An 8241-nucleotide genomic window follows, 5' to 3' on the forward strand; every position below is an offset into this window, starting at 1 on the left:
ATTTTCCTTATTCTCGTGATAGTGCTGCAACTGGGTCGAGTTTTGCGGCATTCTTGGCTGGTAAGAAACCAAAAACGACACCAATCAGTGTTGAACACACAAATGCTGCAATAATAGAAGTGCTTGAATAAGCCACGCTAAAGTTTCCGCCGGCAAATTTATTAATGAGTTGTCCAAGGCCGAGCGACAGCAAGACGCCAAGCACACCACCAATTAAACACACTAAAATTGCCTCAATAAGGAATTGCTGCAAAATATCACTTTGACGAGCACCTACAGCCATACGCACACCAATTTCCTGAGTACGTTCAGTCACAGAAACCAACATAATATTCATTACCCCGATACCGCCAACGACCAATGAAATTACGGCAATTGCTGAAACCAGAAGAGTCATCGTACTGGTTGTTTTCTCAATGGTTTGACGGATACTGTCACTGTTCATAGTGAAAATATCTTGTGCACCATGGCGCTGGGTTAATAAGTTTACAATCGCATTTTCTGCGGCTGTAGTTGAATATTTATCATTAATACGAACCACAATATTGCGGACATGGGCTTGACCTAACATACGGCTCATTACGGTTGTATAAGGCATATATACATTGAGCGTGTCATCTGAACCCATACCACTGGTTTGCGGTTCTACAATTCCGATAATTCGAGCAGGTACACTACCAAGTAACACCACTTGTCCAATTGGGTTAGTGCCATCACTAAAGAATTGTTTTTGAGTATTGGTATCAATCACCACATCTTGTGAACGATCGCGAACACTGCGTTGGTCAAAAGTTTGGCCATCTTTAAAGACTAGACCTTTTACATCGAAATAATCGTTACTCACACCGTTAATGGTCGCGTTTGCTTCATTTTGTTGATAACGAATGGTTTTGGATGTGCTGACCATTGGACTGACCGCACTCACATAAGGCTGCGTCATTAATGCATCTGCATCAGCAGGCACCAATGTTTTAAAATTGGCTGTTTTAGAGTTATCACCAAATCCTTTCCCCTGAAACACCGTAATCGTATTGGTGCCGAGGCCGCTAATATTGCTTAAAATTTGTTGTTGAGAACCTTTACCTAGAGCGACCACTGTAACAACAGATGCGATACCAATAATGATCCCAAGCATGGTTAAAAAAGTACGCATGCGATGGGCATTCATTGACAGTAAAGCCATTTGGAAGGCTTCTGATAAACGGTCTAAAGTAGAACGCCATGCAGAAATACTTTTACCTTTCTTCTGTTTACCTTGTAAAGCAGGAGCGGCATCAGGATCGGACTTGACTGGTTCTGCTGCTTGATCCGGAACATTAGGACGGTCGCTAATAATTTCTCCGTCACTGATTTCGATAATACGCGTCGCATTTTTTGCAACTTGCATATCGTGGGTGACTAAAATAATAGTGTGACCAGCGGCATTGAGTTCACGCAAAATACGCATTACCTCAACACCACTATGAGAGTCGAGTGCCCCCGTCGGTTCATCTGCCAGAATAACGTCACCGCCATTCATGAGGGCACGAGCAATAGAAACACGTTGCTGCTGACCACCAGAAAGCTGACTTGGTCTATTAAGTGTTTTAGTGCCTAACCCTAATTCGGTAAGTAGAGCTGTTGCGCGTTGTTTACGCTCAGAAGGCGTAACACCTGCATAAACTGCTGGAACCTCAACGTTGCCTTCAGCCGATAAGTCACCAAGCAAATGGTAGCGCTGGAAAATAAAACCAAAATATTCACGGCGTAATCGAGCGAGCTGATCTGGCTCTAACTTACCAGTCTCTTGTCCACTGACTTTGTAACTACCACTGGTAGGGCGGTCTAAGCAGCCCAAAATGTTCATGAGCGTTGACTTACCTGAACCAGACTGGCCGACAATGGCAACCAGTTCGCCTTCATAAATGGTAAGGTCAATCCCTTTTAAAATTTGTATTGTGCTTTCGCCAGCAGGGAATTCCCGGACCAGATTGCTGACTTCAAGCAAAGCTTGTTTTGTCATGCTTACATTCCCATTGGGCCACTACGGCGACGGTTATTACTACTATTTGCTGATGCAGCAGAAGTATCTGCACTATCGGCAATGACAACTTGATCACCTTGTTTTAAGCCCGCAAGAACTTGCGCATTTACACGGTTGTTGATGCCAACCAAAATTTGAGTTGGTTTAGTTGAGCCATCGGCTTGTAATATGCGTACAACACTTAACGTTAATTTACCTTGTTCAATTAACTGTTTTTGCTCAGCAGTCAGGTTAAGACGCTCCAGACGAGCTCCATTTCCTTGAGATTTTTTAGCAGCTTCAGGTGTAGAGCTTGCTTTATCAGATGATTGGCCTGATTTTCTTTGACCTGAAAATTGTTTAGAGCTCAGTGCTGATGATGGAACGAGTAGGGCATTTTTAGCTGAGTTTAATACGATATAAACTTGTGCAGTCATATCAATACGCAATTTACCATCGGTATTTGGCACATCGAATAAGGCATTATAGTAAACAGCTGAACTCGTTGTTGAGCTTGTCGTACTTGTTGATTCGCTAGAAATAGAATCTGGAGCAGGTTCAATCTGACGTAAAGTTGCATAACGCTTAGTGTCTTCACCTAATGTAGTGAAATAAACCTGTTGTCCTTTCTCAACTTTCATAATGTCAGCTTCACTGACTTGAGCCTTGATCGTCATATTTTGTAGTTTTGCAATTTTGACAATTGTTGGTGCACTTTGATTGGCGTTTACTGTTTGACCTTCTTCAGTCACAATTGCGACAACCGTACCATCTGTTGGAGCAACAATACGCGTATAACCAATATTGGTTTGCGCCGTAGATTTTGTGACTTTTGCAGATTCGATTTGTGCATCTAACGCTTTGATTTGTGCTTGAGCTGTTTTATAGCTTGCCTCAGCCGATTCTAAATCTGCGCGTGGTGTTGCATCTTGGGCATACATTTGTTGCTGACGGCGGTATTCAAGTTGTTTTTCATTCAAAGAAGCAACTTGTTGAAGGCGCTGTGCTTCTAAATTTTTAATATTTGCATCAGATGTTTTTAAACTATTTTCTTGGGTCGTTGAATCAATCTGTGCAATGAGTTGACCTTGCTTAACTTGATCGCCAAGCTGCACATACATCTTTTTAACCTGACCAGATACCTGCGCACCAACACTAATCAGTTTGGTTGCATCAAGTGTACCCGTTGCAAGTACATTATTTTCAATATCCCCGCGTGTTACCTCGGCAGTAATATATTGTGGCTGTTGCTGTTTTGGCTTGAAAAACTTCCAAGCTAATAGAGCGATAATGACTATACAGATGATGATAATAACAAGTTTGATTGGCTTTATTTTTGGCATGGCGAGAGGTCGAAAAGTTTAAAATTTAATTTAGTATAAAAGCGAAATGAGGATAAAACGTGAATTTTTATGATATTTCAGGAATGAAGAAAAATGATTCAGCCGAATTACTGTATAAATAATGTTTTCCCACATAATTCAGCAATCGCTTGCTGCATTAGATGTTCTGCATTTTCGTTCGACATTCCTTTAATTGCTGCATCAATTTGCAATAGAAGGGTAGACCAGCCTAAAAACTGTTGTGGATTTAGTCTTCTTAATGCTTGTTGATATAAGCTGACTTTTGTTTTCCAGATACCGAGCTGTAAGGCATTATGGGGTTGTTCAAACAATTGCATCAACAAACGCATTTCTTTACTTAAAGTCCATAAAATCAGACTATCTGGTTCGCCTGCTGCAATTAAATATTGAAAAATCTTAATAGATTGTCCAAGGTTACCTTCTAATAACGCATCACTTAAATCATAAGTGGTATAGCGTGATTGATCTTGTAGGCAGGCATATAATTGTTCAATTTGAATCAGTTTTTGGTCTGGGAAGGTATCTCTTACACGCATTAAGCTATTTTTAGCTGCAAGCAAATTGTGCTCATGATGCTGCATTAACCATTGCCAAGCATCGTTGTCGAGCTGGATCTCAAGCTTTTCTGCTTCTACATTTAAAATACGTTGACGGTCTTGTGGATAATTTGCCGTTAGGGCGACTACAACCCCATTTGCCTCAACAACTTGAAAAAAAGCAGACTTTAAACTACTACTATCTTGTTTGGGTAAAACAATTAAGAGCAGGTTATGTTCATTATGTTGTATATAGCTTTTGAGTTGTTTTAAGCCATTCGCATCAGGTTTTATATTGCCGTGTACTTCAATAGCAAGCTGCTGAGAAAATAAAGATAAACTATTAAGTGCGTTAAACACATTTTTCCAGTCGCTTACGCTACTAATATCATAGCGCTGTCTTTCAACTTCTTGTTGTTGCCAGCTTTTGCGAAAGGCATCTAATAAATTTTGTTCTAATAAAGGCTCTTGCCCATGCAAAATCCACGCACCCCGAGCTTCCGGAGTACGTTTTAAGGCTTGTAAATAGTCAATTTTCATTGCTGGCAAAAATACAGATTAAGGCTGAGCTTTTGGTAAGCGATTTGCTGAAATCTGACGAGTAATTTGCTGTGCAATATCATCAATTACAATGCGTTGTAAGTAACTTTCTTGCTGATTTTCAGTGTTGACTGTTGCCAAGTCATATTGATAACTACGAGATGCAGTTAATGAGCGTGGCTCAGTAATTTTATTACCCTGACGATCTTCAATCTGGAAGGTTACGGTCAAACGTAATAATACTTCAGTTAGTTTTCCATTTAAAAGCTGACGACGTGGTGTGTACTCTAAAACACGAAGTACATAGGCGTCATTATCATTGCTGAGTTGAACACCATTGGCAGCTAAATACACTTTTAACTGCGTTTCCAAATCATCAGTTTTAGCTGGTAACTCAAGGCTTAATTTTTTATAAACAAGCGGAGTCGCAGTCGGGTTGGTTCCTTTTAAATGAAATCCACACCCGACTAAGCCTGCACTAAGGCCTAAGGTTAAAACAACAGCGGCTAAACGTTTGGCAAAGTGCATGCTTGATCCTCTCATTAATAACTTTAATTAAACCACGAGGTTAACGAGTTTATTTGGAACCACAATTTCTTTTTTTGTTGGTCCGGTTAAGAATTGTTGAACTTCTGGTAGAGCTTTAGCTTGAGCTAAGAGATCTTCCTTAGAAATATCAACAGAAACTTCAAGTTTACCGCGAAGTTTACCGTTAACCTGTACAACAATCGTTTGTGTATTACGTGTTAACGCAGAAGCATCAACTTCAGGGAAAGTTGCTTCCGTAACGTCTGTGCCGAATTGAGCCAATAAAGTTTGGCTTAAATGCGGTGCAAAAGGTTCGAGCAAAGTTAAAAGTGTGGTGATCGCTTCACGTTCTACAGCAATGTCATTGTCATCTTTTGCTTCAAACTTATTGCTTGCGTTTAACAACTCCATTAAAGCAGCAATGGCAGTATTGAATGCATGACGACGTTCAATATCATCACTTACTTTTTGAATGGTTTCGTGTGTTTTACGACGTAAATCTTGAGCGTCTTTAGATAAATTAGCTGCATCAATCGTAGAAGCTGAGTTGCCTTTTTCAAGGAAGCCAGCAACAAGGCGCCATACACGTTTCAAGAAGCGGTTTGCACCTTCAACACCTGCATCAGACCATTCTAAAGATTGATCTGGTGGTGCAGCAAACATCATGAATACACGAGCAGTATCTGCACCGTATTGATCAATAATCGCTTGTGGGTCAATACCGTTATTTTTCGACTTAGACATTTTCTCTTGTCCGCCGATTACAACTTCTTGGCCGTCACCTGAATATTTTGCAGAAAGAATACGACCTTTTTCATCGCGCTCTAGCTCAATATCAGCTGGGTTAAACCAAGTTTTCTTACCATTTTCTGCTTCACGGTAGAACGTATCTGCAAGCACCATGCCTTGCGTTAACAAGTTGGTAAATGGTTCGTTACCTTGTACAACGCCTTCGTCACGCATTAATTTGTGGAAGAAACGTGCATAAAGTAAGTGAAGAATTGCGTGCTCAACACCACCAATGTATTGGTTTACAGGAAGCCAGTTTTGAGCAGCTTCAGGTTTAACCATACCGCCAGTAAAGTCTGGAGATGCATAGCGTGCATAGTACCAAGATGACTCTACGAAAGTATCTAAAGTATCTGTTTCACGACGAGCATCGCCACCACAACAAGGACATTTAGTTTCGTAGAATTCAGGCATTTTATTAAGCGGGTTACCTGAACCATCTGGAACAACGTCTGTTGGTAATACAACTGGAAGCTGATCTTCAGGAACTGTGACTTGACCACAAGTATCACAGTTAATCATTGGAATTGGACAACCCCAGTAACGTTGACGAGAAACACCCCAGTCACGTAAGCGGAATTGAACTTTAGAATTTGCTAAATTGTGTGGTTCTAATTTTGTAAGGAAAGCATCAAAAGCAGCTTGGAATTCTAAGCCGTCAAACTCGCCAGAGTTAACAAGTTTACCTTCTTTAGAACCGTACCATTCTTGCCATTCAGTTGCAGAGTAATCTGCATCGTCAGCACCTTTGGCATCAATCACTTGTTTAATTGGTAAATTGAACTTGTTAGCAAATTCAAAATCACGTTCGTCATGTGCTGGTACAGCCATTACTGCGCCAGAACCATAAGACATTAATACGTAGTTTGCGATCCAGACAGGAAGCTCTTCACCAGTTACAGGATGTTTTACAAACAAGCCTGTTGCCATGCCTTTTTTCTCAGCTGTCGCCAAGTCCGCTTCTGCAACTGAACCCATGCGGCATTCTTCAATGAATGCAGCCAATTCAGGGTTATTTTCAGCAGCTTTAAGCGCAAGAGGGTGTTCTGCTGCAACGGCAACATAAGTCACACCCATAAGCGTGTCAGCACGTGTTGTATAAACTGTTAATGCATCTGCGTAGATTTCTGTATTGCTCGACGGGAAAGTAATTTCCATGCCTGTAGAGCGACCAATCCAGTTACGTTGCATGGTCAACACTTGTTGAGGCCAGCCGTCTTGTAAAGTATCAAGATCGTCTAATAATTCTTGTGCATAGTCCGTAATACGGAAGTAGTACATTGGAATATCACGTTTTTCAACCAATGCACCTGAGCGCCAACCACGACCATTTTCAACTTGCTCGTTTGCTAAAACTGTTTGGTCAACCGGATCCCAGTTTACTGTTGAAAGTTTACGGTAGATCAGGCCTTTTTTATAAAGCTGAACAAATAACCATTGTTCCCAGTGATAATACTCTGGTGTACAAGTCGCGAATTCGCGATCCCAGTCTACAGATAGACCTAATTTTTTTAATTGATCACGCATGTAAGCGATGTTTTCAAATGTCCATTTTGCTGGAGCAACTTTATGGGCAATTGCTGCGTTTTCAGCAGGTAAACCGAATGCATCCCAACCCATAGGTTGTAATACAGTTTCACCTTTTAAACGGTAAAAACGGCTAATTACATCGCCAATTGTATAGTTACGCACATGCCCCATATGCAGCTTGCCACTTGGGTAAGGAAACATTGACAGGATGTAGCGATGTTTACCTTCGACAGTGTCGGCAACTTTAAAGACTTTACGATTTTCCCAATCTTGTTGAACTGATGGTTCAATCGTATTTGCTTGATATTCGGGGTCAATGTGAGAAATAGTCATAGACGTAAGCTATACAACGAAAATTGAAATGAAAGATTGCTGCACAGCATAGCGCAAAATAACAGGAAATGTCAGTTTTTAGATCAGGATTTTATCTTTTAATATGAGCAATAAACATTTCTCAATCTATTCTTCTTTATTTTAAATAATAGAGGAGTGATGAAAATATTCACCACTCTCATTTTACTTATCGTGGTGCTGTAGCGGGTGGGATAGGTGTAGCAGCTGGAACAGCTGCTGCGGGTGCATTTTTTTCCTGTGCGACGTTAGTTGCCTCTTGCACTACTTGATCTTTTTTATCTTGAGGTTGTTGTTCTGAGGTCGGTGTCGAATTTTTTACGGATGGTTGACTGCCGTAAGTCGAAACTTTGTTCAAATGTTTTGCACTCTTAGGTGGGGGAGTTGTGGTGTAATGGGTGGAGCCACTTTTATCCATCCATTTATAATATTGCTGTGCCTGACTTTGGCTTGAGCAAACTAGAATCGCTGTTGTAACTGCTGTATATAAGCTTGTTTTTAAATAAGATAAATTCATATTAGATCTTCCCCAAAGAAAGCTGACTATATTTAAATAAAGTTCATAAATAAGCAATTTACAATGTATGGTTTTATATAAAAA

6 protein-coding genes are annotated in these 8241 nt (G+C 40.5%); all 6 read right to left on the reverse strand.

The window, feature by feature from the left end; translation table 11 throughout:
* Window positions 1–7 precede the first annotated feature (7 nt).
* The 6 genes from NL42_RS13475 to NL42_RS13500 all read right to left on the reverse strand — a co-directional run bounded on the left by NL42_RS13475 (window position 8) and on the right by NL42_RS13500 (window position 8157).
* The gene (locus NL42_RS13475; RefSeq protein WP_461313107.1) at window positions 8–2002 is read right to left on the reverse strand and encodes a MacB family efflux pump subunit; all 1995 of its coding nucleotides are present in this window, start codon (window positions 2000–2002) and stop codon (window positions 8–10) included.
* Window positions 2003–2004: 2 nt separating this feature from the next.
* Window positions 2005–3345 carry a MacA family efflux pump subunit gene (locus NL42_RS13480; RefSeq protein WP_461313108.1) on the reverse strand — a complete coding sequence of 447 codons (1341 nt, stop codon included), beginning with the start codon at window positions 3343–3345 and terminating at the stop codon, window positions 2005–2007.
* 107 nt (window positions 3346–3452) lie between these two features.
* Entirely contained in the window at window positions 3453–4442 is a 990-nt protein-coding gene (gene holA / locus NL42_RS13485) for a DNA polymerase III subunit delta (protein WP_461313109.1), read from the reverse strand.
* 18 nt (window positions 4443–4460) lie between these two features.
* Window positions 4461–4970, reverse strand: a complete 510-nt coding sequence (locus tag NL42_RS13490) for an LPS-assembly lipoprotein LptE (RefSeq protein WP_086265027.1) — start codon at window positions 4968–4970, stop codon at window positions 4461–4463.
* A 27-nt stretch (window positions 4971–4997) separates the two neighbouring features.
* Window positions 4998–7622, reverse strand: coding sequence for a leucine--tRNA ligase (gene leuS / locus NL42_RS13495; protein ID WP_461313110.1), 2625 nt, complete (start codon window positions 7620–7622; stop codon window positions 4998–5000).
* A 187-nt stretch (window positions 7623–7809) separates the two neighbouring features.
* Window positions 7810–8157, reverse strand: a complete 348-nt coding sequence (locus NL42_RS13500) for a DUF4124 domain-containing protein (protein ID WP_461313111.1) — start codon at window positions 8155–8157, stop codon at window positions 7810–7812.
* Window positions 8158–8241 lie beyond the last annotated feature (84 nt).

Source organism: Acinetobacter sp. GN11 (assembly GCF_054823985.1).